The organism is Streptosporangium subroseum, assembly GCF_900188345.1.
In the GTDB taxonomy this organism is placed as follows: Bacteria; Actinomycetota; Actinomycetes; order Streptosporangiales; family Streptosporangiaceae; genus Streptosporangium; species Streptosporangium subroseum.
This window is the reverse complement of record NZ_FZOD01000011.1, coordinates 21,064-46,731: the sequence shown is the minus strand read 5'-3', so window position 1 is coordinate 46,731 and position 25,668 is coordinate 21,064. Positions and strand designations below refer to the sequence as shown.

Below are 25,668 nucleotides of genomic sequence, written 5' to 3'. Positions count from 1 at the left end.
CCCGCAGGACCGGCTGGCGCTGACGGCGCCGAAGGACCGGCAGGCCCCGCAGGTCCCGCAGGTCCCGCAGGCGCTGACGGCGCTCCCGGTGCTGACGGCGCCACTGGCCCCGAGGGACCGGCAGGTCCCGCCGGCGCTGACGGCGCACCCGGACCCGAAGGACCGGCAGGACCCGAAGGACCCGCAGGACCGGCTGGCGCTGACGGCACCGACGGCGCACCCGGCGCCGACGGCCCGGCAGGACCCGAAGGCCCAGCAGGACCCGCAGGCGCTGACGGCGCCACTGGCCCCGAAGGACCGGCAGGACCAGAAGGCCCAGCAGGCGCTGACGGCGCACCCGGTGCCGAAGGACCGGCAGGCCCTGAAGGCCCCGCAGGACCTCAAGGGCCTAAGGGAGACAAGGGAGACCCGGGAGAGCCCGGCACCCCAGGCGCTGACGGTGCCGTAGGCCCGGCAGGCGCTGATGGCGCTCCCGGCGCCGAAGGACCGGCTGGTCCTGAAGGACCGGCAGGCGCCGATGGCGCCGCAGGACCGGCTGGCGCTGAAGGACCGGCAGGACCGGCTGGCGCTGACGGTGCCGTAGGCCCGGCAGGCGCCGATGGCGCCACCGGACCGGAAGGCCCCGCAGGCCCCGCAGGCCCCGCAGGCCCCGCAGGCCCCGCAGGCCCCGCAGGCCCCATAGGATCTCAGGGTCCGGTCGGCCCGCAAGGACCGATCGGTCCGCAAGGACCCGAAGGACCGCAAGGGCCCCCCGGGCCTCCCGGGAACGCCGTTGCCTCCGGTCCGGTCAATGCTCAGACAGCATGCCCGACCGCTTTTCAGGCACCTTGCCCAACCGGCTGGATCCTTCAGGCCAGCACACCGTGCTCCGTTATGTGCTAGCCACGGTCGGAAACCGGTAGGCACAGTCGAGTAGGACAGGTAACCGATAGGCAAGGCAAGAAGCACGAAGAGGTGCGGGACCATCACCGGCCCGCACCTCTTCGCTTGTCTGGAAGCCGTTCGCCGGTACGGGTTACATCACAGGATTCGCGAGAACCCCGCCGATACGATCTCACTTGACCAGATTTAGCACGCCTATTCGATAAAAATGAGCGTTACCGCGTGTTGTTATCCTGTTTCGAGGAGTTTCACCATACGCGACCGCGCCCGGAGGGCACTCTCGTACGGGCTCTTGCCTCCGGTCGGCACGCCGGAGCGCCGGCCCGCATCCCGGGTAGACGATTACACAATCCGCCCTATGGACAACAGAGAGTTTTCCCACAATGTTAGTAGGGATATTGGTTTCGGCTTAGGAGTCCACCATGGCGCTCATCCAGCCCGACCCCACCTTCTACCCGTCCGCCCGCGAGGCCATGCTGGCCCCGCGGGAAGAGGTCGCCTACGTCGCCCTGCTCGACACCGCCGGCGAAGGCCGGCCGGACGCGCTCGCCACGATCGACCTGTCGGATGGGTCAATCGTCAGCGTGCACGACATGTCCGTCCCCGGGGACGAGCTGCATCACTTCGGATGGAACGTGTGCAGCGCGGCCCTGTGCCCGTACGCCCCGCATCCACATGTGGAGCGGCGTTACCTCATCCTTCCCGGCCTGCGGTCGAGCAGGATCTACGTCTTCGACGTCAAGGACGATCCCTGGCATCCCAAGCTCGTCAAGACGATCGAGCCGGAGACGATCTTCAAGAAGACCGGTTACAGCCGGCCGCACACCGTCCACTGCGGCACCGACGCGATCTACGTCAGCGCGCTCGGCAACGTGGACGGCGACGCGCCGGGCGGGGTGTTCACGCTGGACCACGACACCTTCGAGCCCAAGGGGCGCTGGGAGGCCAACAGGGGGCCTCAGGAGCTGCACTACGACTTCTGGTGGCATCTCGGCCACGACAGGATGGTCACCAGCGAGTGGGGCACACCGAACCAGATAGAGGCCGGGCCCTCGCTGGATCTGCTGGTCGGCCGGAAGTACGGCCACCGGTTACACGTCTGGGACCTGTCCAAGCGCAAACACCTTCAGGAAATCGACCTGGGCGACCAGCACCAGATGGCCCTGGAGCTCCGCCCCGCCCATGACCCGAACAAGACTTACGGCTTCGTCAACACCGTGATCAACGTCGAGGACCTGTCCGCCAACATCTTCACCTGGTACCTGGAAGGCGAGGTCTGGAAGGCCCGCAAGATCATCACTATCCCCGCGGAACCGGCCGAGGCCGACCTGCTGCCCGAACCGCTCAAGCAGTTCGGTGCGGTGCCACCGCTGGTCAGTGACATATCGCTGACCCTCGACGACCGGATCCTGCTGGTCTCCTGCTGGGGGACGGGCGAGCTCAAGGCCTATGACGTCTCCGATCCGTTCGCCCCGCGCGAGACCGGCTCGATCAGGATCGGCGGCATCGCCCGGCGTGACTCCCACCCCGCCGCCGCCGGTCGGGCGCTGAACGGGGGACCTCAGATGGTCGAGGCCAGCCGGGACGGGCGGCGGGTCTATTTCACCAACTCGCTCTACCGCTCCTGGGACGACGTCTTCTATCCCGACGGCATCTCCGGCTGGATGGCCAAGGTCGACATCGCCGACGACGGCTCCATCTCCCTGGATCCGGGCTTTTTCGTCGACTTCGCCGCCGATGGCCGCCGCGCCCATCAGATTCGTCTGCAGGGTGGCGACTCCTCCTCCGACTCATACTGCTTCTCATGATCCGGCTCTCTTCCACGGCTTGGCCGGAGAGGGTGCGATGGACCTGACCTCCGCACTGATCCTGGCCGGGCTCGGCGCCTTCCACGGCCTGAACCCGGCCATGGGCTGGCTCTTCGCGGTCGCCCTCGGCCTGCAGGAGCACTCCCGCAACGGGGTGCTCCGTGCGCTGCCACCCATCGTGCTCGGCCACGCGGCCTCGGTGCTGGTCACGCTCGGGCTGGTGTCGGCAGCGAGCCTGGCCGCGCCGCCCAAGGCCATCTCGTACGGCGTGGCAGCCCTGGTGTGCGGGTTCGGGGTCTGGCGCCTGGTACGGCGACGCCATCCTCGCTGGGTCGGCATGAAGGTGACGAGGTGGCAACTGGCCGGATGGTCGTTCCTGATGGCCACCGCCCACGGCGCCGGTCTGATGGTGCTCCCGGTCGCCCTGCACAGCGAGCACGAAGGTCACATGGGACACAGCGCCCCCGGGGTCCCCAGCGGACACGACGTCGCCGCGCTGGCCTCGCAGAGCCTGCTCGCGACGGGCATCCATACGCTGGCCATGCTCGCGGCGACCACCGTCCTGGCGCTGCTCGTCTACGAGCGGCTGGGCGTCGCGGTGCTCCGTAAGGCGTGGTTCAACCTCGACTTCGCCTGGGCCGTGGCCCTCATCGGCGCGGGCGCCTTCGCCGCTTTCACCTGAGAACACCCGGAAGCCCGCGATGCCCTGACCCGCCCCGATGCGAACGGCGCAGGTCAGGACGGAGGCACGTCAGACGCGCCTCAGGAGGGATCAGGAGGAGGCGATGCCGAGCAGGCCCGCGTCCACCACGGCTCGGCCGAAGATCCGGGCCAGCTCGGCCAGCCGGGCGAGCTCGTCGTCGGAGAGCGCGGCATAGGCGGGCAGGGCCAACTCGTCGGTACGGTCCTCGATCCGCTGTCTGAGCGCCTGTCCCTGTTCGGTGAGCTCGTCGCCGACCAGCAGCCCACGCTCCCGCAGTCTTTCCTCCGCCGCGGCCCACTCCCCCTCCGGCCAGCCCCGGCTCGCCTTCAGGAAGATCACGGGGACGTGCCCGGTCGCGCCGTGCAGGATCAGCGCGTCCAGGGGGCCGACCCCTTCGCTCAGCAGGGCCGCCACGTGCCCGTCCCCCCGGAACTCGCGCAACAGGGTCTGGGCGTGCCAGAGCTGCAGCAGCGGCTCTGAAGGCCACGGCAGCGCGGCGTGCGCGGCGAACAACGGCCGGCCCTGAGGCTGCTCGCACGCCTTCTCGGCGGCGCGCCTGGCCAGCGCTGTCGTCTCGGCAAGGACTTCGATCTCGTGGATCCCGGCCCGGCGCAGGGCCGCGTCGGCCGCGTCCAGGCGGGCCTCGATCACCTTCTCCGGTGTCACGACCTTCCAGGCCGCAGGAAGCGCCTGCCGTACCACGGCGGGGCAGAAGTTGTAGAAGGTCGCGATGACCAGTTCCGCGGAGGCGGTCCCGAAGGCCGCTCCGCGGGAGGCGAAGTAACCGGCGTGGAAATCCAGGCCGAGTGCGGTGTAGCGCTCGGTGGCCTCGGGCACGAAATAGATCATTCCGTGGACGGGCTCCAGCCGACGCCAGGACTGGCGGGCAAGCTGAATGTCGGTCATCACGCCTCCCGGCAGTCGACGGAACGGGTCGCGCCGGTCATGCCGATCTCGTCGATGCCCGCCGCCATCACCCCGGCCGCGTAGCGCAGGGCCATCGCCGGTCCGATCCCGGCGGCCCCGGTCATCACAACGACCCTGTCGTGCACCCGCATGGAAGCTCCCTTCAGCAGCAATACCGACCAGTCGGTATCCGGGAAACCTATTCGTACCTTCAGCGCCCGTCAACGATTCACCACGGCCGCCGGACGATCGGTCATCCGTCCCGGGGACGGGGAGTTGCTCCTGACACGGTGTCAGCCCCTATACCTGAAAGCGCAATCTTCCAACGTCTACCCGGAAGCACAATGTTCAGCATCGGAGAGTTCGCTCAGCTCGGCCGCGTGTCGGTGCGCATGTTGCGCCACTATGACGCGATCGGCCTGCTCCAGCCCGCCCACGTCGACCCGGCCAGCGGCTACCGCTTCTACCAGGCCGACCAGCTGGCGCGGCTCAACCGTGTCATCGCCCTGAAGGATCTCGGCTTCACCCTGCACCAGGTCAGCTCGATCCTGGACGGGCGGATCGACACGGCCGAGCTCTACGGGATGGTGCGGTTGCGCCGCGCCGAGCTGGAGGAACAGATCGCGGCGGACACGGCGCGGCTGCTCCGGGTGGAGGTACGGCTCAAGACCATCGCAAAGGAAGGTCACATGCACACCGACGAGGTTCTTCTCAAACGGATCCCCCCGACGCGCGTGGCGGAGCTCACCGCCGTCGCGGCGAGCTACGACGGTGAGGACATCGGCCCCGTCATCCAGCCGCTCTTCACCGAGCTGTGCCGGAGAGTCGAGAACGCCGGGGTGGAGATCACCGGCTACGGCATCGCCTGTTACGAGCCCGAGGCCGATGGCCGGGTGATCGTCCGTGCGGGGGTGCAGGTCGCCGCTGAGGCGAGCGACGACCACGACTTCGCGATCGTGGACCTGCCGGAGATCGAGTCGGCCGCCACGATCATCCACCGCGGCTCGATGGAGCAGGTGGGCCCGACGTTCCAGACCCTGGCCCACTGGATCGACGAGCACGGTTATCGCGGCGTCGGGCTGGCCCGTGAGGTCTCCATCGACTGTCCTGAGGACCACGAAAAGTGGGTGACCGAGCTGCAGATGACGGTCACGACCGCGTAGTCGCTCGCCACCTGCCGTGTCCGGCGCCGGTCACGACTCATCGGGGTCGGCGGCCTTCTCGACGGGGACTCGGACGGTGATGCCACCGGGGACCACCTTGGCCTTGAGCTCGGTGACGACGCCCTTGGCGCCGCCGTCCAGCTCATAGGTCATCGGGGTGCCGAGCTTGACGGTGATCTTACGGGCCCGGGTCATCCGGACGAAAGGCGACTCGTCGGACCGCCCGGCGCTCATCCTGCCGAGCACGCGAGCCCACTGGATGGGCCCCTGCGCCGTGGTCACGCCGATCTCCAGCCACCCGTCGTCGGGACGCGCGTCGTCGAAGGCCTCGATGCCGCCGGTGATGGTGCCCACGTTGCCCAGCAGCAGGCAGCTCGCCTCCCCCTCGAACCACTTCACCCCGTCGATCTTGACCTCCATCCGCACGAGCTCACCCCGGACGTGCCGCAGTCCGGTCAAGACGTAGGCCGCCCGGCCCAGCTTGTCCTTCAGCCCGCTGTCGGCATCCTTGATCATTTCGGCGTCGAAGCCGACCCCCGCCATGACGGCGAAGTGCTCCCCGTTGACCTTGCCCAGGTCCAGCTTCCGGCTCTCACCGTGAAAGGCGATGCGCACGGCCTCGGGCAGGTCCTCGGGAATGCCGAGGTTCTGCGCGAAGAGGTTGGCCGTTCCCGCGGGGATGACGCCCACGGTCACGCCGGAGCCCGCGAGCGCGTCCACGCAACGCTGCACCATGCCGTCTCCGCCCCACACCAGGACCAGCTCGGCGCCTTCCTTGAGTGCCTTGCGCACCTGCTTGGGCGCCTTCTTGCTCTTGGGCACCTCGTACCAGAGCAGCTTCCCGACTCCTTCGTCGGCGAGGAGCCTGCGCAACTCGTCGAGTCCGCCCCCGAGCGACTTCTTCTGATGGGCGATCACCGCGACCGTGCCGACGCTCTGCTTCTGCCGCAGCATGTAGACCCTCCCGTTAGCACCGTGTTGAATATCGTCAACGGCTGCCCCCGTGCCGGATCTGCAAACGCCCGGCCTTATCCGCGCGGGCCCCCAGGCATACCGGCCCTTGTTGGTGTTCCTGACATTTCACGGATTCACCAGTCCCCTGAGTCACTATCGTCGCTGCCATGGAGCAACTGGCATTCGACTCGGCCACCTTTGTCACCTTCAAGGACAGGACTGACCGATGGGTGGACGTGAAGCACTTCCAGGTGTGCGCGCGGCCGGAGGATGACGAGCAGTTGCTCACCACGCTGATTTCACATGAGATGTACCGCGACGACTATCTGGGCTCGGACTCCTGGAAGGACACGGAGTCGTCCGTGCACGGCCCCTACCGTCTTGACGCGCTCTCGGCCACGGCTTTCGAGGGCATCGACCAGGCCACCGCCTTGGCCACGATCCGCACGTGGGCCGAGAAGTACAGGGAGCTGTCCGAAACGGTGGCCCAGGACCTGGAGAACGAGGTCCACCAACTGATCCGGACGGCCACTTCCTGTTACCGGTTGAAGGAACTCGACGAAGCGGCCCGCGACGACCGCCTGGGCTGGATCCTTGGCGAGTTCCACGAACTGGTGCTCATCGACCAGCACGAGGGGTCGCTCTCCCTGATCGTCGCCTCCGACGATTGACTCCCCGTTTTCCGCGCGCGCCGCATCATCGCCGCTCGAAGCACCAAGAGAGCCAACCTCGCGGGCAATCACCCCAGGCCAAACGGGGTTCAGGAATCCTGAGTCGGCAACTCACAAAAACCGCCAAGAGCGCGAGAATCACACCGGATGTTCCGGCCAAATCACGCGGCCGACCAGAGCCCCTACCTCACCCTGCTCCGAACCGAGCGCAGCGAGGCCCCGTCCCGAACGGCGAGCGAAGCGAAGCCCCGCATTGGGCCAAAGCGCAGCGAGGCCCGTCCGGGCGGCGAGCGAAGCAAAGCCACGTCCCGAACGGCGAGCGAAGCGAAGCCATGCGTGGGGCCAAAGCGAAGCGAGGCCCCGTCCGGGCGGCGAGCGAAGCGAGACACCGGGGGCGCGGGGGCAGAGCCCCCGCACCGGGGGGCTCGGGGGGTCGTCCCCCCGTGTAAATGACGAAGGGGCCCACCGCGAGCAAGCTCCCGCTTGCGAACAGCAGACCCCAGCCACAAGTGGAGCTATGGGGATTCGAACCCCAGACCTCCTCCATGCCATGGAGGCGCGCTACCAGCTGCGCCATAGCCCCTTGCGGTGCAGATCAAATCTTAACCGACTCCGGGCACCTCCCGCGCCATCATTCCGGAGACAAGGGCGACCACGGCGGAGCCCACGGCGCTCGCGGTGATGATCGCGAAGGACAGGACGTAGGCGCGGCGGGAGGGGATGGAGGTTCCCGCGATGGTGATCGAGGTGAGAAGGGCCGCGGTGGCCGCGCCGGAGACGCTGCCGCCGATGGAGCGGACCAGGGAGTTGATGCCGCTGGCGATACCGCTCTGGTCCATCGGCACGTGCTGTACGGCCAGCGCCCCCAGCGCCGCGAAGCCGACTCCGAAGCCCAGCCCCTGCAGGGCGTTGGAGCCGATGAGGTGGAGAACCGAGTCGTTGAAAAGGGTGAACCAGCCGAACCCGGCCGCGCACAGGGCCGCGCCGAGGGCGAGGGAGTAGGCGGGGCCGAGGCGGGTGGACAGGCGGCCGGCCATGAAGGACGCACCCAGCATGGTCACCGTGCTGGGCAGGGCGTAGAGGCCGACGTCGAGGACCGATCCGCCGAAGCCGTATCCGGCGGACGACGGGGTCTGGATGAAGCTGGAGACCAGGGCGAACGAGCCGAACATCGCGAAGCCCAGCAGCATGGACGCCAGGTTCGCCTGCAGGGAGTAGCGGCCGACGAGCAGCTGGAGCCGTACCATCGGCGCCCGGAGCCGCAGCTGGCTGAACACCCACACCGCGCAGCACACCGCCGCGGCCGCGAAGAGCCCCAGGACGCGCCCGGAGCCCCAGCCCCAGTCATTGCCCTTGGAGAGCCCCAGCATCAGGCAGATGAGCCAGGCAGACAGCAGCACGGCGCCGATGAAGTCGGGGCGCCCCCCGGCGCGGTTTCCGCTTTCGCGGGTGCTCACCGAGATGAGCGCCATCGCGATCACGGCGATCGCGGCGGTGATCCAGAAGACGGGGTGGTGACTGGGGGTCAGGTCGGCGATGAGACCGGTGACGATCATGCCGAGGCTGCCTCCGACGCCCATCGTGGCGCTGACCACACCGATGGCCATCATGACCCGGGTGCGCGGGAAACTGTCCCTGATCATGCCGATGGCCAGCGGGATCAGCGCCGACGAGGCTCCCTGGAGGGCTCGCCCGGTGATCAGCACCGGGAGGGAGCCGGACAGGGCGCAGACCACCGAGCCCAGAACGAGCAGCCCGACGGTGAACAGGATCATTCGCTTCTTGCCGTACATGTCACCGAGGCGGGACAGCAGCGGCGTGGCCACCGCGGCCGCGAGCAGCGAGGCGGTGAAGACCCAGGTGACCTCGGAGACCGACACCCCGAAGGTGGACATGAGCCGGGGCAGCAACGGGATCACCACGGTCTGCTGGACAGAGACGACCATCCCCGCCATGGAGAGCGCCAGCAGGGTCAGCCAGAGCTGCCTGCCCTGTTGTTCGGTGCCCGGCTCGACGACGGTGACGCCTGTCACGGTCCCCCCTTTGCTGCTTGCTGCCGATCTTGGCAATCGCATGGTAGATCCTGGTCGAAAATCACTTTTCGCCGGGGCATGTCACGCCAAGGGTGCCGGGATATTTCTACGGTCCCATGGCCGCCGAACATTTCGAAGGATCCCGCGACTCGCGCACCGGATCCCGACCGCTCTGGCGGACGCGGAAAACGCGGAAAACATCGTCCAGGAGGCACGGCCCGCTCCGGTCGGGGGCGACGCGTCCGGGATCGGGGATGACGGGCCCGTCCGGCCGGGGTGCCGGCACGGCTCTCCACCGACTGGTTCACGCGTCTTCGCGCGAAGAAGCCGGCACCGGCCGGATGTCAGAGTTTCCTGCCGACCCCGCTGTATCCCATGCTCGCCAGTTCCGGGCTCACGGACTCGGGCGGTTCGACGAGCGGCCAGAAGTTGACCAGGCCGGGGCCGATCATCTCGAAGTCGCCGAAGAAGCCGGAGATCGCCTCGCGCCCCCTGGGCACGAACGGCGAGTTCGCCCGCTCGTAGATCGCCGAGATGCGGGCCATGGTCTCGGGGCGTGCGTCGGTGCCCGCGTGCGAGATGGCCAGGTAGCTGCCGGCCGGGAGAGCGGCCCTGTAGGCGGCGACGATCTCCTGCGGCCCGTCCTCGTCCGGGACGAGGTGGAGCAGGAACATCATCAGCACCGCGACCGGCTCGCGGAAGTCGATGAGCGCGCGGACCTCGGGCGAGTCGACGATCTCCCGGGGCGTCCGCAGGTCCCCCTGGACCATGATCACTTTCTCGGGCTCGGCGAGGAGCGCGCGACCGTGGGCGCAGGCGACCTCGTCGTGGTCGACGTAGACCACGCGAGTGTCCGGGGCGATCCGGTGAGCGATCTCGTGCACGTTCTCCTGGGTCGGCAGGCCGGAGCCGATATCGATGATCTGACGGATTCCCATCTCGCCGACCAGATGCCGTACGACGCGGGCGATGAGCTCACGTCCCTGCCGCGCGACCTCGCGCATCTCCGGCGCCACGCTGAGCACCATGTCGCCGACCACGCGGTCGGCGGCGAAGTTGGTCTTACCGCCGAGGTAGTAGTCGTACATTCGCGCCGCGTTCGGGATGTGCGGATCGACGCCCTGGGGTGCCGTTTCTTCGGTCACAGTCACTCCTTGCCGATGATCGCCCACTCAATCGCGATCATAAGCCGACCGATCAGCAGAAAGTACTGCTGATTTCCCCGATAACGGCTTTCTCCCCCGAACTCCCCCGAATGCCGAGCGGGATCCGGCGAGGCCTTCCGTGATCTTCCGGCGCCGCCCGTGAAGCCCTTTCACGCCGGTACGGCTTGCGCCGCCCCCGAATGGGCGCAAGCCGTACCGGCGTGAAAGGAGATGTCAGCCCGCGAGGATCCGTTCGTCCTCCAGGTAACGGGAACGACCCGCGTACCATCCGGCCACCAACTGCACGGCGATCACGGCGAGCAGGAGCAGGAACGGCAGCGTCCAGTTGCCGGTCGACTCGTACAGCACGCCGATGAGCAGCGGCCCGGCACCCGCGATGAGGTATCCGGTGCTCTGCCCGAAGGCGGACAGCGCGGCCGTCGCCTCGGGAGTGCGGGTGCGCAGGGCGAGCATGGTCAGCGCGAGCGGGAACGATCCCATCCCCACGCCGACCAGGAGCGCGAAGATCCAGGCCAGGGAGGCGGGCGCGAGCCAGAGGCCGAGGAAGCCGACCGTGTAGAAGGCAACGAACGCGACCACCATGGGCAGCTGGTCGGAGAACTTGGACGCGATCCAGGGCACGACCAGCGAGACCGGGATGCCGATCGCGGTGAAGACGCCCAGCACCAGCCCGGCCTGCCCGGTGGTGTAGCCACCGTCGATGAGAATCTTGGGCAGGAAGCCGAACATGATGTAGGCGACCATGCTCTGCGTGCCGAAGTACGCGGCGACCGACCAGGCCAGCTTGCTCCGGATAAGTGTCCGGGGACCGATCAGTCCCCCGCTTGCGCTGTCCCGCTCCGGCTCACTGCGCGAGAGCGCAAGCCACGGAATGGCGGCGACAGCGGCCAGCGCCGCCCACACCCCGAGGGCAACATGCCAGTTGCCGTCGGCGGCCCGCTCGATCGGCACGGTCGCGGCGGCCGCGAGCATCGTGCCGACCGCGAGGGCGGTGGTGTAAACGGTGGTCATGGTCCCGGTCCGGCCCGGGAAGTGGCGCTTGATCAGGCTGGGGATGAGCACGTTGCCCACCGCGCCGCCGGACAGCGCCAGGGCGCTGCTGTACAGGAACACCTCGGCCGAGGCCACCATCGAGCGGATCAGCAGGCCGGCGCCGAGGACGACCAGGGCGAGCAGCAGCAGCCGGTGCTCCCCGATCTTCCTGGACAGTGCCGGGGTCACCGCGCCGACCGTGGCGAAGATGAGCACGGGGAGGGTGGTGAGCAGCCCGACCCCGACCCCGGACATGCCGAGACCGGACGAGATGTGGTTGAGGACCGGTCCGACGCTGGTGACCGCGGTGCGCAGGTTCAGTGCGGCGAGGACGATTCCCAGTACGAGCAACCAGGCGAGAGATCCAGTGGATCCACCGGTGCGGCCCCTTGTCTCATGGGTTAGCACGCTCATACGGGGCTCAGTCCTCCATCGATAGGTCATCCAATCGTAGGATGATTGGCCGACCTTGACCCTAACAGGACCGAAACGTCACTTTGTTCCTGATCACCCCAAACCCCTGACAACGTGAAAACCGGGCCACCCTCTGTCTTACAGGGCGTGACCCGGTTCTCTCATACGTCGGTCGAGGACGTCGGACACCGGATGACCAGCGCACGGACCTCAGACGCGGGTGTCAGAGGCGCGGCCCCGGGGTGGGCGGCAGTTCCTCCCCCGGGCGCCTGCCGGCCGGCGGCAGCGGGCCGCTGCCGGGCGGGGGGAGCGCGGACTCCGGCGGATACTCCTGGCCCACCGTGCGCGGAGGCGCGGGCTCGTCGAAGCCGTAACCGCCTCCGGTGCCGGGACGCTCGCCCAGATCCCGGTTTCCGAGCCCCTCATCGGCCGGGCCCTCGCCCCGCTCGTGCGGGCCGGGCACCTCGCCCCGCCACGCGCCGGTCTCGCCACCGTGCGCCTCGATGAAGGTCTTGAAACGCTCCAGGTCGCCGCGGATCCGCATGCGGACGATCTGCAGCCAGTCCCCGACGGTTTCGAGGAAGCCCTCCGGGTCGTACTCCAGCTGGAGGGTGACGCGGGTGGACTCGGGAGTGAGGTGGTGGAACGTCACCACACCGGCCTGGTGCGGCCCGTCCACCGACTTCCAGGCCACTCGCTCGTCGGGGTGCTGCTCGGTGATCTCGGCTTCGAAGTCGCGGCGGACTCCCGCGATCTCGACAACCCACGCCGTACGAGTGTCACTCAACTGCTTGATCGACTCGACGCCCTCCATGAACTCGGGAAAGCTCTCAAACTGGGTCCACTGGTTGTATGCGGTCCGGATCGGGACATTAACATCGATGGACTCTTCGATCGTGCTCACAGTCATGCCTCCCTTTTCGCGGGTTCGCGAAGCATGCCTGCCCGAGGAGATCCGGGCCTAACTACCTGCGGCGCAAAAGCCAGTAAAGGCCAAGGAGTGGCAGAACCAGGGGAATGAACAGGTAACCGCTGCCGTAACCGGACCAGACCGTGGCGCGCGGAAAAGCCTCGGAGTCCACCATGCTCAGCGTCCCGATGATGAGGACCCCGGCCAGCTCGACGCCGCAGGCGGCCAGCGCCAGCGTCCGGTTCCCCCTGACCAGCGCCACGGTGAGAACGATGTAGACGGCGGCGGCGAACGCCGACAGCGAGTAGGCCAGCGGGGCCTCCCCGAACTTCGTCGCGATCTGGACGGCCGCGCGGGACCCGGCCGCGAGGGCGAACACCCCGTAGACCGCGACCAGCGCACGCCCCGGCCCCGCTCCGATCGCCGGCTCGCTCATACCGTCCCCTGCCAGATCTGCAACATGCGCCCGATCATTCCAGGGATCGCGAAACCCGCCACCGCGATCACGGCCGGACCCCAGCGCGAGCGCTCGCCGACCCCCCAGAACACGGCCACCGGTGGGATCACCAGGGAGCCCGCGACATAGCCGATGAGAGTGGCGGTCTCGTCCGGCCCCTCTCCCCGGACCATCCCGGCGATCACGAACCCCGCCTGGACGAGCAGGCCGAGCTCCAGCACCCCGAGCCCGACGAGGAGCACGGTGCCCATCGCCCTGTTCCGCATGCTGGCCAGGAGACTGACCAGTGCGATCACCAGCGACAGCACGATCAGGCCTGTCGCGAGCGGGCCGATCATGGAGACATCAGTGGATCAGAGAACATGAGCAGCAGGGTACTGCCCGCCCTCCTCGCCCTCATCCTCGCGGCACGTAGTCTGAACCCGTGGAGAGGATCCTGGTCAGCGCCTGCCTGATGGGGCGGAAGGTCCGTTACGACGGAGCCGCCAAGGCGAGCGGCGACGCATTGCTGGCCGCCTGGCGACAGGAGGGGCGCCTCATCCCGTTCTGCCCGGAGGTCGAGGGCGGACTGCCCGTCCCCCGCCCGGCCGCCGAGATCGAGGGCGGTGCCGGGGGCGCGGCCGTGCTCGCGGGGGCGGCCCGGGTGCTGACGACCGGAGGGGCCGACGTCACGGAGGCTTTCCTGTCCGGGGCCCGATCGGCGCTCGCCGTCGCCCGGTCCTTCGACGTGAAGATGGCGATCCTGAAAGAGGGCAGCCCCTCCTGCGGCAGCCTGACCGTCTACGACGGCACCTTCAGCGGCCATCGCATGCCCGGCATCGGCGTCACCACCGCCCTTCTCGAACTGCACGGCATCACGGTGTTCGACGAGGAGCACATCACCGACGCCGGAGTACGGCTGCGCGAGCTCGGCGGAGACCGCTGAACCCCGCTGGTCCCGTTTTCCGCAGGTGCCGCATCATTGCAGGTCAGCAGCTATATCCCATCCAACGCTGTGAATGATCGCCCCAGGCCGATCGGGGCCACGTGCGGAATGCGGGGCTAGTACTCCCAGAGGTCGGTCCGGTTCTCCCCGCCGATGCAGAAGACCGACGAGCCGTGCGCCCCCTGGACGAGATCCACCCGGATCCAACCGGCGTTCTGCGACACCTGGGCCGTGTAACCCGCGTTGGGAGCGGCGGTGATCAGCCGGCACGCTCCGTCTTCTATGACAAACGAGACCGAGCCGCCCTTCACATTCACGACCCGCACGTTCTCGTTCGAGGCCGCCGCCTGGTTCTCCAATTTGGGCGCCGAGGACGACCGGGTCGCGCGGGGGGTCGAAGACGCCGACGGCGACGTGACCGCCCGGGGAACGGGGGTCGGCCGGGTCCGGACAGGATCGGGGGTCTTGGAGTTCCGCGTGCGAACCGGCGCCTGGGCGGTCTTCGCCGGGGAGCGAACCGGCTGCGGCCGAGCCGTGTTCCGAGCGGACGAGGTCGGCGTGGCACGAGGGGTCGGGCTCCGCCTGTCCGACGAGGACGAGGTGGCCGACGTGGTCGGTGTGCCGAGGGCCAGCGGTCCCGTCGGCGCCCCCTGTGGAAGCGGCGCGTTCCTGACCCCGGTGAGCGCCGCGCTGATCGGTTCGATCTTCACGTCGTCGAAGACCTGGCTGCGCAGCACGTCACGAACGCCGAACCAGGCGACCGAGATCGCCAGGACGGTGGCTCCGCACCACACCGCGATGAAACCAAGCGTTTGGCGCATGCGGTGAATTATTACCTCTGTGTCTCAATATGTCTCAATGTTCACTACGGTTACGTCGCATGGCGACGGTTCTCGTGGTGGAAGACGACGAGTATGTACGCTCCGCGATCATTCAGGAGCTGAGCAGGCGCCAACACGCCGTGCGCAGCGCGGGACGTGCTCTCGATGCGTTACGGGAGATCACTCAGGATCCTCCCGATGCGGTGATCCTCGATCTCGGTCTGCCCGACCTGGACGGGGCCGAGGTGCTGAAGATGGTCCGCAGCATCTCCAGCGTCCCGGTCATCGTGGCCACCGCCAGGGACAACGAAGCGGAGATCGTCCGGCTGCTCCATGCCGGAGCGGACGACTACCTGGTCAAACCGTTCTCCGGCGATCATCTGAACGCCCGGCTGGACGCCGTACTGCGCCGGGCCCGGAGCACGACCCCGCCGCCGGTGCTGTGCATCGGCAAGCTCGAGGTGGACCTGAACCGGCGTGAGGCCGCCGTGGACGGTGCGCCGCTCACCCTGACCCGGCGCGAGTTCGATCTGCTCGCCTACCTCGCCGCCCGCGCCGACCGGGTCATCTCCCGCAAGGAACTGCTCACCGAGGTGTGGCAGCAGTCCTACGGCGACGACCAGACGATCGACGTCCACCTGTCGTGGCTGCGCCGCAAGCTCGGCGAGAGCGCGTCCGCGCCCCGCTACCTGCACACCGTACGCGGCGTCGGCGTCATGTTGGTCACCCCGTCATGAGACGGACCCTGGCCCTGCTCGCCGTCGCCGCGACGTCGATGGTCGCCCTGGCCTTCCTGATCCCCCTCGGGCTCATCGTCAGGGAGATCGCTCACGGCCGGGCCATGGCCGAGGCCGAACGGCAGGCCTCCGCGCTGGTTCCGGTGCTGGCCATCACCGTGGACCCGGCCCGGCTGACCCACGCGGTGCTCAGCACGGGAGCACGGGACCGGATCGCGGTCCATCTGCCCGGCGGCGGCTCGGTGGGCAGGGTCAGGGCCGGCGCGGAGACCGTGGCGGCGGTCTCCCGGCTGACCCGGGCCATCACCTCGGAGACGAGCACCGGCTACCTCCTGCTGCGCCCGGTCGCCCTGGACGGAGACCGGACCGTGGTCATCGAGATCTTCGTGCCCTCGAGCGACCTCAGCCGGGGCGTCGCCACGTCGTGGGCGGTGCTGACCGGGGTCGCGACGGTGCTGGTCGTGGGCTCGGTGCTGGTCGGCGACCGGCTGGGGGTGCGGGTGGTGCGCTCGGCCCGGCGCCTCGGCCGGGCGGCGAGCTCCCTGGGCGCCGGGGACCTCAGCGTCCGCATCGAGCCCGAGGGCCCACCCGAACTGGTCGCCGCCGGGGAGGCCTTCAACACCATGGCCGACCGGGTGATCCAGTTGCTGGCCGCGGAGCGGGAGATGGCCGCCGACCTGTCGCACCGCCTGCGCACACCTCTGACCGCGCTCAGGCTGAGCCTGGACCACCTGGGGCCCGAGGCCGAGCAGAGTCGCAGGTCCCTGAGCCGGTTGGAGTCGGAGGTGGACGAGATCATCGCCGCGGCCCGGCGTCCCTCCCGAGCGCCGAAGTTCGTCTACTGCGACGCCGCCCAGGTGCTGCGCGAACGGCTGACCTTCTGGTCCGCCCTGGCGGAGGACCAGCAGCGCCCGTGGGAGCTGATCGGCGCGGACGCACCCATCCGGGTCCCGGTCGCGGCCGGCGAGCTCAACGCGGTGGTGGACGCCCTGCTCGGCAACGTCTTCCGGCACACCCCGGAAGGGACGGCGTTCACGGTGACCCTGCATCAGGGCTCCGGCACCGTCGGCATGCTGATCGCCGACGCGGGCCCCGGAATCTCCGACCCCGAGACGGCACTGCGGCGGGGGGCCAGCGGCTCGGGGTCCACCGGACTCGGCCTGGACATCGCCCGTCAGCTCGCCGAGTCCTCCGGCGGCGCGATGAGGATCGACGCGTCCTCCCTAGGAGGCGCCAGGGTGCAGCTCTGGTTCCGCACCGACCAGCGCGACCCCACGCCGCGCGCGACCCGGCGACTGGTCGGCAACCGCTGGTCACGCAAGAAGGCGACCCGCTGAAGACCCCCGCCTGCGTCTTCCACCGCGTATTTCACAACGGGAACGCCCCCGAGCGAAACAAGGCCCGTGTCGAACCAAAGCAAAGCGAAGCCATGTCCCGGACGGCGAGCAAAGCGAAGCCCCGCATCGGGCCAAAGCGCAGCGAGGCCCCGTCCGGGCGGCGAGCGAAGCGAAGCCCCTCGTTGGACCAAAGCGAAGCGAGGCCACGTCCCGGACTCCGAGCGAAGCGAGGCCATGCGTGGGGCCAAAGCGAAGCGAGGCCCCGTCCGGGCGGCGAGCGAAGCGAGACAACGGGGGCGCGGGGGCAGAGCCCCCGCACCGGGGGGCTCGGGGGGTCGTCCCCCCGTGTAAATGACGAAGGGGCCCACCGCGAGCAAGCTCCCGCTTGCGAACAGCAGACCCCAGCCACAAGTGGAGCTATGGGGATTCGAACCCCAGACCTCCTCCATGCCATGGAGGCGCGCTACCAGCTGCGCCATAGCCCCTGGTCACCGCTCCGAGTCTTCTCGTCGCGGCGCTCCGGAAGCATATAAGGACACCCGCGAGTTCACCTAATCGACGACGGTACGGCTCGCGCCCGCCATTTTCGGGCGCAAGCCGTGCTCCGAGATCACTCTTCCGTGGTCTCGGGGCTGTCGTCGCTCCGGACCGGTTCAGGCAGGGTCCCGGCGTTGTGCTCAAGCAGGCGCCAGCCCTTACGAGCCTCCTCCAGCACCGACCAGGAGCAGTTTCCCAGACCGCCGAGAGCGGGCCAGAGCTCCTGCGGCAGGTTCATCAGTCTGGCGATGCCGAGCCGGATCGCCGCCCCGTGGGAGGCGACCACCAGCAGGCCGTCGGAGTCGAGTTCCGCCGCCCAGCGGCGGATCGACGATGACACCCTTTCGGCGACGTCGGTGACCTGCTCGCCGCCCGGCGCCTCCCAGGCGGCGAACTCGCGAGGCCAGCCGGCGAAGATCTCATCGCGGGTGAGGCCCTCCCACTGACCGCCACCGCGCTCGCGCAGGTCCTTGTCCACGGAGACGTCCAGGCCGGTGATGCGGCCCAGCGCCCCGGCGGTCTCGAAGGCCCGCTGGAGGTCGGAGGAGACGATCATGCTGGGACGGAGTGCGGCGAGCAGTGAGGCCGCGCGGGCCGCCTGCGCGACGCCTGTCTCGTCCAGCGGGATGTCGGAGTGGCCCTGGAAACGGTGTTCGACGTTCCACAACGTCTGGCCATGCCTCAGGCAGACGACACGACGACTCACTCAGTTACCTCGGTTACCGCCTCGCGGGCGCGCTGAGCGGCGACCTGGGTGACGCTGTCGGGCAGGGCGATGGAGGGGCAGTCCTTCCACAGGCGCTCAAGCGCGTAGAAGGTGCGGTCCTCCTCGTGCTGGACGTGCACGACGATGTCGATGTAGTCCAGGAGGACCCAGCGCCCTTCGCGCTCTCCCTCGCGGCGGACCGGCTTGGCATCGGCCTCGATCCGCAGGCGGTCCTCGATCTCGTCGACGATGGCGTGGACCTGACGGTCGTTGGTGGCGGAGCAGAGCACAAACGCGTCGGTGATGACGAGTTGGTCGCTCACGTCATAGGCGAGGATGTCATCGGCCAGTTTGTCGGCCGCCGCCTCGGCGGCGAGCCTGACGAGCTGAACGGATCTTTCGGTTGCGGTCACGGTGTGGGTCAGTCCTCCTGCTAGTCGGCGCTGTCACCTATCAGGGTGCCCGATTCTGTGCTTCTTGAAGAGCCGTCCTCGGGACAACGCCCATCGTGCGCCACCCGATTCCGTGCCGCAAACGAATTGACGGCCGATCAGGGGCGCACCTCGCGGTACAGACCACGTTTGTTGATGTAGTGCGAATGATAACGCCTCAATCAGGGCGTACGCGCGCTATGGCTGGTCAGGGCACGTTTCCGGATTCCACCGCTTTTCGTTGATCTCGGTGGTTTTCATGGTCGCGCGACCTCTCCGTCCGCTGTCTGCGGGGCCCCGCGATCGGTGGGCCGATCTTCGGAGCGTGCCGCCCACCAGGCTCGCCCCTCCCGGACCGCGCCTCGGAGCGGATACGCGGGGAGCAGCCGTGCCCGGAGCAGAGGAAGAATGACGTATGTGCTGGTCAGGCGCCCTTTTTCTGGTAGAGACCGCGCTTGTTGATGTACTGGACGATGCCGTCGGGCACGAGGTACCAGATGGGTTGGCCCGAAGCCACCCTTTCCCGGCATTCCGAGGACGAGATGGACAGCGCCGGGATCTCCACGAGGCTGACCTTGCCCTCCGGAAGGCCGGGGTCGTGCAGGAGGTGGCCGGGCCTGGTGGCACCGACGAAGTGCGCGGTGGTGAAGAGTTCATCGACGTCACGCCAGCTCAGGATCTGGGCGAGGGCGTCGGCGCCGGTGATGAAGTACAGATCGACATCCGGCCCCCATTCGCTGGAGATCTCCCGCAGGGTGTCGATGGTGAAGGTCGGGCCGGGACGGTCGATATCAACCCGGCTCACGGAGAAGCGCGGGTTGGACGCGGTCGCGATGACCGTCATCAGGTAGCGGTCCTCGGGCGCGGAGACCGTTTTGTCGGCCTTTTGCCATGGGCGTCCGGTCGGCACGAAAACCACCTCGTCGAGGTCGAAATGGTGTGCGACTTCACTGGCCGCCACCAGGTGACCGTGGTGGATCGGGTCGAAGGTTCCGCCCATAACGCCCAGACGCCGCCGTCCTTGATCGGTAGGCGCGTTCATCATGAAACGGACCATACGCTCAAGCCGCACACAGCTTTTAATCACCCCCCGCGCATGGCAGGCGGGCCCGACGTAGCATGCCGAACATGACCACCACCCCGGATCGCAACCGCGTGCAGCTTCCCGGCATCAGCTCGCGCGCCTACGAACATCCCGCCGATCGGTCCGCGCTGGTCGCCCTGCGCACGCTCAGCGGGTTCGACACGGTGCTCAAGCAGATGTCCGGCCTGATCAGCGAGCGCCGACTGCGCCTGATCTATCTTGCCTCCGCTGTGCGCACCAGCGATACCCAGTTCCGCCTCCTGCACGACATGGGCCGCGACGCCGCCTACACGCTCGACCTCCATCGCATCCCCGAGGTCTACGTCGAGCAGAACCCGATGGTGCAGGCGAAGGCGATCGGCTTCGACGACCCGTTCATCGTCGTCACGACCGGTCTGCTCGACCTGATGGACGAGGAGGAGCAGCGCTTCGTCATCGGCCACGAGACCGCCCACATCCTGTCCGGCCACGCCGTCTACCGCACCATGCTGGACATTCTCACCCGCCTGGCCACCCGCGTGGCCTGGATCCCGCTCGGCTACATCGGCCTGCGCGCGATCGTGGCGGGGCTGGAGGAGTGGCACCGCAAGTCCGAGCTCTCCGCCGACCGTGGCGGCCTGCTCTGCGGCCAGGACCCCGACGCGGCCCTGCGCTCGCTGATGAAGCTCGCCGGCGGCTCGCGCCTGCACGAGATGAACATCGAGGCCTTCCTCGACCAGGCGCGCGAGTACGACACGGCGGGCGACGTCCGCGACGGCTTCCTCAAGGTCCTCAACCTGCTCGGCACCACCCACCCGTTCGCGGTCTCCCGGGTCGCCGAGCTCGACAAGTGGCGCCGCAGCGGCGACTACGAGGCGATCCTCGCCGGCAACTACCCCCTCCGCGCCGACGACGCCGACGCCAAGATCTCCGATGAGGTCAGGGCCGCCGCCCGCTCCTACCGCGAATCCTGGTCACAGTCCCAGGATCCCTTCATCGGCGTCCTGCGCGACGTGGCCGAGGGCGCCGTCAACGCCGGAGAGCGCATTTTCAACCGCTTCTCCCGCCGCGATGGGAATTAGACGAGAATTTCGCAAAGGGTCTGGGAGGCTGCCTCTCAGACCCTTTCTCGCGCAAGTAACGTATGACAGGGAAATATCGGTTCTCGGCCGCAGTACGTGACGGCGTCGGCCCATTGTCCGAACGTCTCCCGGAAGCCAGGCCCCATGGCGGCCGACCTGCCGTTCGGTAATCCAGTGCCCGAATTCGCCGGCAGGACGCCCAGCGATTACCGCGGTTTCGACGCGAATCTCGCGCCAAAGTCGCTGGGATAAATGCCTCGATCACGGACAATCTCTACAGCTCGGCGAGGGCCCGCTCAGAGGCGCCGACGACCTCTGGCCGGCGCGCGCAAAGGGGCTTCCTCGGTGCTAGATCATCAGGGCGATCGCGCGCACGGCCGCGGAGCACAGGGCGACGAATCCACCCAGTACGGCGAGTGCGCGCAGCCCCTCCTTGCGGAGTTCGGGGATCTCAGAACCGATCCGCTCGATCTCCCTGCCGATGAGCCCGCCGCAGACGACGCCGAACACGATGCCCGCGACGGCGACCGGAGCGGGTCGCATCCACCAGTCCGGCGGCAGCGATCCGCCGAGGATCAGCCACAGCGTGGCGCCGGCGAGCCCCGCCGCGGGCAGTCCCGGCCAGGCGAGCGCGGTCAGCAGCGCTCCCATGAAGGCGAAGGGGAAGTTCACCACGCGCAACATGCCCCGGACCCTGGCTGATTTGCGCTTCCTGACCAGCCAGTGCCCGGCCCAGAGCGTGCGGGCCAGCACGACGAACAGCCCGGTGACGGCGAAGGTGGCCAGTGGCCAGATCACCGTGGCCACCACGCAGGGAACGGCCAGCACCGCCAGCAGGAGCAGCGCCGCGTTCCCCGCGGGCAACGGTCCCGCCCTGCCCTCCGCCGCGAGCTCCACTGCCTGCGCACCGTCGGCCTGCCCGCCTTTGGACGTTCTCCCGGCGGCTCTGCTCCCCGTCCTCGTGGAAGCCGCCCGAGGCCGGGAGGGCTCACCCGCCGCGCCCCCGGACCGTCCGCCACGAGATGGATCACCCGCCGCGGAGCCCTGCCGCCCAGAACGCGGAGACTCGCCCGTCGCGGAACCCGATCGCCCGGAACGCGAGGACTCACCGGCCGCGGGAACCTGTCGTCCGCCACGGGACGTGCCGTCGCCGGTCGCCGGACGCGCTCCCCGGGCGGATCCGGCGGACTCATCCGTCCCGGTGCCCGCTCGCGGCCCGCGAGCGGGCTCTGTGAGCTTGGCAGCCTTGGCGGTCTTGGTCGCGGAGCGCCCGCCCCGTGCGGGATCCTCGGTCTTGGCTCCTGGCTTGGATCGGGGCTCCGGCTTCTTCGCCGCGCTCGAATCGGCCTTCCCGGCAGCCGGTCTGACCGCTTTGAAGGACGGCTCGGATGGGGCCGCACGGGCGAGACGGCCTATACGGCCGGCGAGGAGGGCCGCCGTAGGGCGTTTGACCGCCTCGCGGTGGAGGGCGGCGCGGATCAGGGGCAGCAAGGCCGCGGGGATGCCCTCAAGGTCGGCGAGGCCGTTGAGGATGGCATACATCTGCGCCTCGACCGTGCCTCCGCCGAACGTGGGGCGTCCCGTCGCGGCGAAGGCCACGGTGGCCGCCCAGGCGTGCACGTCGGCGGGCTCTCCCACGGGCTCGTCCGCGAACAACTCGGGAGCGGCATAACTGGGGGTGCCGAGAAAGGTGCCGGTCAGAGTGAGCCGGGTGGCGTCCAGGACGTGGGCGATGCCGAAGTCGATCAGGACGGGCTCGTCCTCCGAGTTGACCAGCACGTTGGCGGGCTTGAGGTCGCGATGGACGACCCCGGCCGCGTGAATGATCGACAGCGCTGTGGCCAGCCCCTGGGCCAGGGTGAGCAGACCGGCCCCCTCCAGCGGGCCGTCGCGCCGTACGCGCTCCAGGAGGGTGTCTCCCTCGATGTGCTCCATGACCAGATAGGGCCGGTCACCCTCGAGGTCGGCGTCGACGACGCGGGCAACATAGGGGCTCTCGACCCGGCGGAGGGCACGGACCTCCCGCTCCAGCCGGATGCGGGCCTCCGAGTCGGCGTCGACGACCTCGTGGAGCATCTTGAGTGCGACGTTCTCACCGCGCCTGCTGGAGGCCAGGTACACCTCGCCCATGCCGCCTCGACCGAGGCGGTCCAGCAACGTGTAAGGGCCGACGCGCCCCAGACGACCCATGTGACCTCCTGCGTCGGCCACATGGGTCCAGGACCGCTGCGCCTCCCGGGTTGCTCGCTCTCGCTCGCTTCCCTGCTCTTCAGCCGTAGGAGACCACACCATAGCGGGCAAGTGCGACGATTTTCCGTCGGCACGCCGTACTCACCGGAAGATGCTCTCCATCCACGGCTCAGCCGGCCGGCGGTGAACGGCAGGCGTGACCGACGGCTCGACGGCCCCGATGGCCCGTGCCGGGATGTCCTACCTGGAGCCGGCTTCACCCGAGGCGATGACCGTGCCCGCGTCGGTGCGCAGGTGGCCCTCGCCGGTGTAGACCCACTTGGTCGAGGTCAGCTCGGGCAGGCCCATGGGACCGCGCGCGTGCAGCTTCTGGGTGGAGATGCCGATCTCCGCGCCGAAGCCGAACTCGCCGCCGTCGGTGAACCTGGTCGAGGCGTTGACCGCCACGGCCGCGGAGTCGACCAGCGCGACGAATCTGCGAGAGGCGCTGACCGAGCGCGTGACGATCGCGTCGGTGTGGCCCGAACCGTACTTCCTGATGTGCGCGACCGCGTCCTCCAGCGAGTCGACCACGGCGGCGGCGATGTCCAGCGAGAGATATTCGACGCGGAAGTCCTCCTCGTCGGCGGGCACCACGGCGCCGTAGGCGGCGACACGGGCGTCGCCGTGCACCGTCACCCCCTCCGCCGCCAGCGCGGCGAGCGCGCGCGGCACGAAGCCGTCGGCGACGGCGGCGTGCACCAGGAGCGTCTCCGCGGAGTTGCACACCGAGGGCCGCTGAACCTTGGAATTGATCAGAATCTCGATCGCGAGATCCTGATCGGCGTCGGCGTCGACGTAGACGTGGCAGTTGCCCACGCCGGTCTCGATCACCGGGACCGTGGACTCCTCGACCACCGAGTTGATCAGGGAGGCGCCGCCGCGCGGGATCAGCACGTCCACCAGGCCGCGGGCCCGCATGAGCTCCTTCACCGAGTCGCGGGTCAGGCCGGGAACCAGCTGCACGGCTCCCGCGGGGACCTCGGTGCCCGCCAGGGCGTCCTGCATGATGGCGACGAGGACCGTGTTCGACTCATAGGCGCTGGACGAACCACGCAGCAGGGTGGCGTTGCCGCTCTTGAGGCAGAGCGCCGCGGCGTCCACGGTCACGTTGGGGCGGCCCTCGTAGATGATGCCGATCACCCCGAGCGGGACCCGGAGCTGGCGCAGCTCCAGCCCGTTGGGGAGCGTGTTGCCCCGGATCACCTCACCGACGGGGTCGGGCAGGTCCGCGACCTGGCGGACCGCCTCCGCGATGGCCCCGATGCGGGCTTCGTCGAGCCGGAGCCGGTCGACCATGTATTCGGAGATCCCGTTCTCCCGGGCCTTCTCCACGTCGAGCGCGTTGGCCGTGACGATCTCGGCGGACCTGGCCACGAGCGCGTCGGCGATCGCACGGAGCGCGGTGTCCTTCGGCGCCCGCGGCAGCGGGGCCAGCTCGGCGGCGGCCTCTTTAGCCGCCAGGGCTACCTTCAGGAAATCCTCGGACATCTCGCGCTCCAAAAGAACTAGTTGTGAGACTCCAGTATGACGATGTCATCACGGTGGATCAGCTCGCGTTCATATTCCGGACCCAGGCTGGCGGCCAGCTCCCGGGTGGAACGACCGAGCAGCTCCGGGATCTCCCCCGCGTCGAAGTTGACCAGGCCGCGGGCGACCACCCGGCCGAGCGGCCCGCACAGGTCGACCGGGTCCCCCGCCGCGAAGTCACCCTCGACCGCGGTGACCCCGGCGGGCAGCAGCGACTTGCGGCGGCCCACCACGGCCTCGACGGCACCGGGATCCAGGTGGAGCCGGCCGCGGCCCGTGGTGGCGTGGGCCAGCCAGAGCAGGCGGGTGCCCGGGTGACGGCCGTCGGGGTGGAAGAAGGTGCCGACATCCGTGCCCGCCAGGGCCTCGGCGGCACGCGCGGCGGCGGTCAGGACCACCGGCACCCCCGCTCCGGTCGCGATCTTGGCGGCCTGCACCTTGGTGACCATCCCCCCGGTGCCCACCGCGCCGCCCTTGCCCAGCTCGACCCCGACGAGGTCCTCGGGGCCACGCACGTCCGCGAGCCTGCGGGCGCCGGGACGGCGGGGATCTCCGTCGTAGAGGGCGTCCACGTCGGACAGGAGCACCAGCGCGTCGGCCCGGGTCAGGTGGGCGACCAGCGCGGCCAGCCGGTCGTTGTCCCCGAAGCGGATCTCGTCGGTGGCGACGGTGTCGTTCTCGTTGACCACCGGGACGATGCCGAGCTCCAGCAGCCGGGCCAGCGTGCGCTGGGCGTTGGCGTGGTGCGAGCGGCGCATCATGTCGTCGGCGGTCAGCAGCACCTGGCCGACACGCAGGCCGTACCGGGCGAAGGAGGAGGTGTAGCAGGCCACCAGCACGCCCTGGCCGACCGAGGCCGCGGCCTGCTGGGTGGCGAGGTCACGCGGCCGGGCGGACAGGCCCAGCGGGCCGAGACCGGCCGCGATCGCGCCGGAGGAGACCAGCACGACCTGCGTGCCGGTCTTTCGCCGGGTGGCGAGCACGTCGACCAGGGCGTCCACCCGGTCGACGTCGATCATCCCCTGCGTGGTCGTGAGCGAAGACGAGCCCACCTTCACGACGAGGCGCGAAGCCGTACGAATCACATCGCGCACAGACTCCACAACACGCACCTTTCACAGGAGATCACAGGAGGAGGGCCGGCCGTCCGAACCGGTCCTACCAGACGATC

24 protein-coding genes, 2 tRNA genes and 1 pseudogene are annotated in these 25,668 nt (G+C 69.0%); 9 read left to right on the top strand and 18 right to left on the bottom strand.

Annotated features, from left to right (window positions below):
• From CHC08_RS50680 to CHC08_RS13805, 3 genes and pseudogenes are all read left to right on the top strand, one after another.
• A pseudogene (locus tag CHC08_RS50680) lies at positions 1-448 on the top strand (hypothetical protein); the annotation flags it as partial.
• Between the two features lie 856 nt (positions 449-1,304).
• Positions 1,305-2,690, top strand: a complete 1,386-nt coding sequence (locus tag CHC08_RS13810) for a selenium-binding protein SBP56-related protein (protein WP_089207662.1) — start codon at positions 1,305-1,307, stop codon at positions 2,688-2,690.
• Between the two features lie 37 nt (positions 2,691-2,727).
• Positions 2,728-3,372 carry a hypothetical protein gene (locus CHC08_RS13805; RefSeq protein ID WP_089207661.1) on the top strand — a complete coding sequence of 215 codons (645 nt, stop codon included), beginning with the start codon at positions 2,728-2,730 and terminating at the stop codon, positions 3,370-3,372.
• Between the two features lie 90 nt (positions 3,373-3,462).
• On the opposite strand, the gene CHC08_RS13800 is transcribed toward CHC08_RS13805, so the two are convergent.
• On the bottom strand, positions 3,463-4,299 hold the full coding sequence (locus tag CHC08_RS13800) for an SCO6745 family protein (protein WP_089207660.1): 837 nt from the start codon (positions 4,297-4,299) through the stop codon (positions 3,463-3,465).
• The gene (locus CHC08_RS48230; protein ID WP_179282030.1) at positions 4,299-4,451 is read right to left on the bottom strand and encodes a hypothetical protein; all 153 of its coding nucleotides are present in this window, start codon (positions 4,449-4,451) and stop codon (positions 4,299-4,301) included. The genes CHC08_RS13800 and CHC08_RS48230 overlap by 1 nt, the downstream gene beginning before the upstream one ends.
• 192 nt (positions 4,452-4,643) lie before the next feature.
• Here CHC08_RS48230 and CHC08_RS13795 point away from each other — a divergent pair, with 192 nt between their 5' ends.
• Positions 4,644-5,462, top strand: a complete 819-nt coding sequence (locus CHC08_RS13795) for a MerR family transcriptional regulator (RefSeq protein ID WP_089207659.1) — start codon at positions 4,644-4,646, stop codon at positions 5,460-5,462.
• Between the two features lie 30 nt (positions 5,463-5,492).
• On the opposite strand, the gene CHC08_RS13790 is transcribed toward CHC08_RS13795, so the two are convergent.
• Positions 5,493-6,416: a diacylglycerol/lipid kinase family protein gene (locus tag CHC08_RS13790; RefSeq protein ID WP_089207658.1), complete on the bottom strand. Its 924-nt coding sequence runs from the start codon at positions 6,414-6,416 to the stop codon at positions 5,493-5,495.
• Positions 6,417-6,583: 167 nt separating this feature from the next.
• Between CHC08_RS13790 and CHC08_RS13785 the strand changes: the two genes are divergently transcribed.
• Entirely contained in the window at positions 6,584-7,087 is a 504-nt protein-coding gene (locus CHC08_RS13785) for a hypothetical protein (RefSeq protein WP_089207657.1), read from the top strand.
• Between the two features lie 510 nt (positions 7,088-7,597).
• Here CHC08_RS13785 and CHC08_RS13780 read toward each other — a convergent pair.
• From CHC08_RS13780 to CHC08_RS13750, 7 genes are all read right to left on the bottom strand, one after another.
• Positions 7,598-7,670 (bottom strand) — tRNA-Ala (locus CHC08_RS13780).
• Positions 7,671-7,689: 19 nt separating this feature from the next.
• Positions 7,690-9,120, bottom strand: a complete 1,431-nt coding sequence (locus CHC08_RS13775) for an MFS transporter (protein WP_218825309.1) — start codon at positions 9,118-9,120, stop codon at positions 7,690-7,692.
• A 344-nt stretch (positions 9,121-9,464) separates the two neighbouring features.
• On the bottom strand, positions 9,465-10,265 hold the full coding sequence (locus CHC08_RS13770) for an SAM-dependent methyltransferase (RefSeq protein ID WP_089207655.1): 801 nt from the start codon (positions 10,263-10,265) through the stop codon (positions 9,465-9,467).
• Positions 10,266-10,499: 234 nt separating this feature from the next.
• Complete coding sequence (locus CHC08_RS13765) at positions 10,500-11,669, bottom strand: CynX/NimT family MFS transporter (RefSeq protein WP_245878298.1); 1,170 nt, start codon at positions 11,667-11,669, stop codon at positions 10,500-10,502.
• A gap of 286 nt (positions 11,670-11,955) precedes the next feature.
• On the bottom strand, positions 11,956-12,642 hold the full coding sequence (locus tag CHC08_RS13760; protein WP_245878297.1) for an SRPBCC family protein: 687 nt from the start codon (positions 12,640-12,642) through the stop codon (positions 11,956-11,958).
• 55 nt (positions 12,643-12,697) lie between these two features.
• Complete coding sequence (locus tag CHC08_RS13755; protein WP_089207652.1) at positions 12,698-13,078, bottom strand: hypothetical protein; 381 nt, start codon at positions 13,076-13,078, stop codon at positions 12,698-12,700.
• Complete coding sequence (locus tag CHC08_RS13750; RefSeq protein ID WP_089207651.1) at positions 13,075-13,437, bottom strand: hypothetical protein; 363 nt, start codon at positions 13,435-13,437, stop codon at positions 13,075-13,077. The genes CHC08_RS13755 and CHC08_RS13750 overlap by 4 nt, the downstream gene beginning before the upstream one ends.
• Before the next feature lie 86 nt (positions 13,438-13,523).
• Between CHC08_RS13750 and CHC08_RS13745 the strand changes: the two genes are divergently transcribed.
• The gene (locus CHC08_RS13745; protein WP_089207650.1) at positions 13,524-14,024 is read left to right on the top strand and encodes a 2-thiouracil desulfurase family protein; all 501 of its coding nucleotides are present in this window, start codon (positions 13,524-13,526) and stop codon (positions 14,022-14,024) included.
• A 116-nt stretch (positions 14,025-14,140) separates the two neighbouring features.
• Here the strand turns inward: CHC08_RS13745 and CHC08_RS48225 are convergent, their stop codons facing one another.
• Positions 14,141-14,845: a hypothetical protein gene (locus CHC08_RS48225; protein WP_143653212.1), complete on the bottom strand. Its 705-nt coding sequence runs from the start codon at positions 14,843-14,845 to the stop codon at positions 14,141-14,143.
• Positions 14,846-14,904: 59 nt separating this feature from the next.
• On the opposite strand from CHC08_RS48225, the gene CHC08_RS13730 reads away from it, so the two are divergent.
• Entirely contained in the window at positions 14,905-15,582 is a 678-nt protein-coding gene (locus tag CHC08_RS13730) for a response regulator transcription factor (protein ID WP_089207647.1), read from the top strand.
• Positions 15,579-16,919 (top strand): sensor histidine kinase, encoded by a 1,341-nt coding sequence (locus tag CHC08_RS13725; RefSeq protein ID WP_089207646.1) that lies wholly within the window; start codon positions 15,579-15,581, stop codon positions 16,917-16,919. Before CHC08_RS13730 ends, CHC08_RS13725 begins: the two co-directional genes overlap by 4 nt.
• 412 nt (positions 16,920-17,331) lie before the next feature.
• On the opposite strand, the gene CHC08_RS13720 is transcribed toward CHC08_RS13725, so the two are convergent.
• From CHC08_RS13720 to nadD, 4 genes are all read right to left on the bottom strand, one after another.
• A tRNA-Ala gene (locus CHC08_RS13720) sits at positions 17,332-17,404 on the bottom strand.
• A 125-nt stretch (positions 17,405-17,529) separates the two neighbouring features.
• A complete protein-coding gene (locus CHC08_RS13715) occupies positions 17,530-18,162 on the bottom strand; it encodes a histidine phosphatase family protein (protein ID WP_089207645.1) in 633 nt (210 codons plus the stop codon).
• Positions 18,159-18,575, bottom strand: coding sequence for a ribosome silencing factor (rsfS, locus tag CHC08_RS13710; protein WP_089207644.1), 417 nt, complete (start codon positions 18,573-18,575; stop codon positions 18,159-18,161). The genes CHC08_RS13715 and rsfS overlap by 4 nt, the downstream gene beginning before the upstream one ends.
• Positions 18,576-19,017: 442 nt before the next feature.
• Complete coding sequence (gene nadD / locus CHC08_RS13705; RefSeq protein WP_089207777.1) at positions 19,018-19,638, bottom strand: nicotinate-nucleotide adenylyltransferase; 621 nt, start codon at positions 19,636-19,638, stop codon at positions 19,018-19,020.
• A 74-nt stretch (positions 19,639-19,712) separates the two neighbouring features.
• Between nadD and CHC08_RS13700 the strand changes: the two genes are divergently transcribed.
• Positions 19,713-20,738: a M48 family metallopeptidase gene (locus tag CHC08_RS13700; RefSeq protein ID WP_179282029.1), complete on the top strand. Its 1,026-nt coding sequence runs from the start codon at positions 19,713-19,715 to the stop codon at positions 20,736-20,738.
• A 348-nt stretch (positions 20,739-21,086) separates the two neighbouring features.
• On the opposite strand, the gene CHC08_RS13695 is transcribed toward CHC08_RS13700, so the two are convergent.
• The 3 genes from CHC08_RS13695 to proB all read right to left on the bottom strand — a co-directional run bounded on the left by CHC08_RS13695 (position 21,087) and on the right by proB (position 25,600).
• A complete protein-coding gene (locus CHC08_RS13695; protein WP_089207643.1) occupies positions 21,087-22,928 on the bottom strand; it encodes a serine/threonine-protein kinase in 1,842 nt (613 codons plus the stop codon).
• Positions 22,929-23,168: 240 nt separating this feature from the next.
• Positions 23,169-24,458 carry a glutamate-5-semialdehyde dehydrogenase gene (locus CHC08_RS13690; RefSeq protein WP_089207642.1) on the bottom strand — a complete coding sequence of 430 codons (1,290 nt, stop codon included), beginning with the start codon at positions 24,456-24,458 and terminating at the stop codon, positions 23,169-23,171.
• A gap of 17 nt (positions 24,459-24,475) precedes the next feature.
• Positions 24,476-25,600, bottom strand: coding sequence for a glutamate 5-kinase (proB, locus tag CHC08_RS13685; RefSeq protein ID WP_204358379.1), 1,125 nt, complete (start codon positions 25,598-25,600; stop codon positions 24,476-24,478).
• Between the last annotated feature and the right edge of the window lie 68 nt (positions 25,601-25,668).